The sequence below is a fragment of the Moritella sp. F3 genome, from assembly GCF_015082335.1.
In the GTDB taxonomy this organism is placed as follows: Bacteria; Pseudomonadota; Gammaproteobacteria; order Enterobacterales; family Moritellaceae; genus Moritella.
Genome location: NZ_BLRL01000161.1, coordinates 1 through 237 on the forward strand (window position 1 = coordinate 1; position 237 = coordinate 237).

1 pseudogene is annotated in these 237 nt (G+C 43.0%); it reads right to left on the reverse strand.

From position 1 onward, the window contains the following. Nucleotides 1–30 precede the first annotated feature (30 nt). Nucleotides 31–237, reverse strand: a pseudogene (locus JFU56_RS22755) (LysR family transcriptional regulator); the annotation flags it as partial.

Genomic DNA, 237 nt, shown 5'->3' on the forward strand with positions numbered 1-237 from the left:
TTCCAATTGAAAGATTTAGCGTTATAAAACCTACAACGTATAAGCGTTATTCGATTCCAACCACTCTTTTACGGCTCGGTTAAAAGTGACCAACTTCTGCGGTGTTACTCTTCTTTGAGCATAGATAAGGCTTAGCTTTTGGGCTTTTATCGACCATTCTGGGAACACGTGAATAAGCTCACCTTGTTTGAGCAGCTCTTCAACTTGATAGAACGGCAAGCTGGCGACGCCTATCCC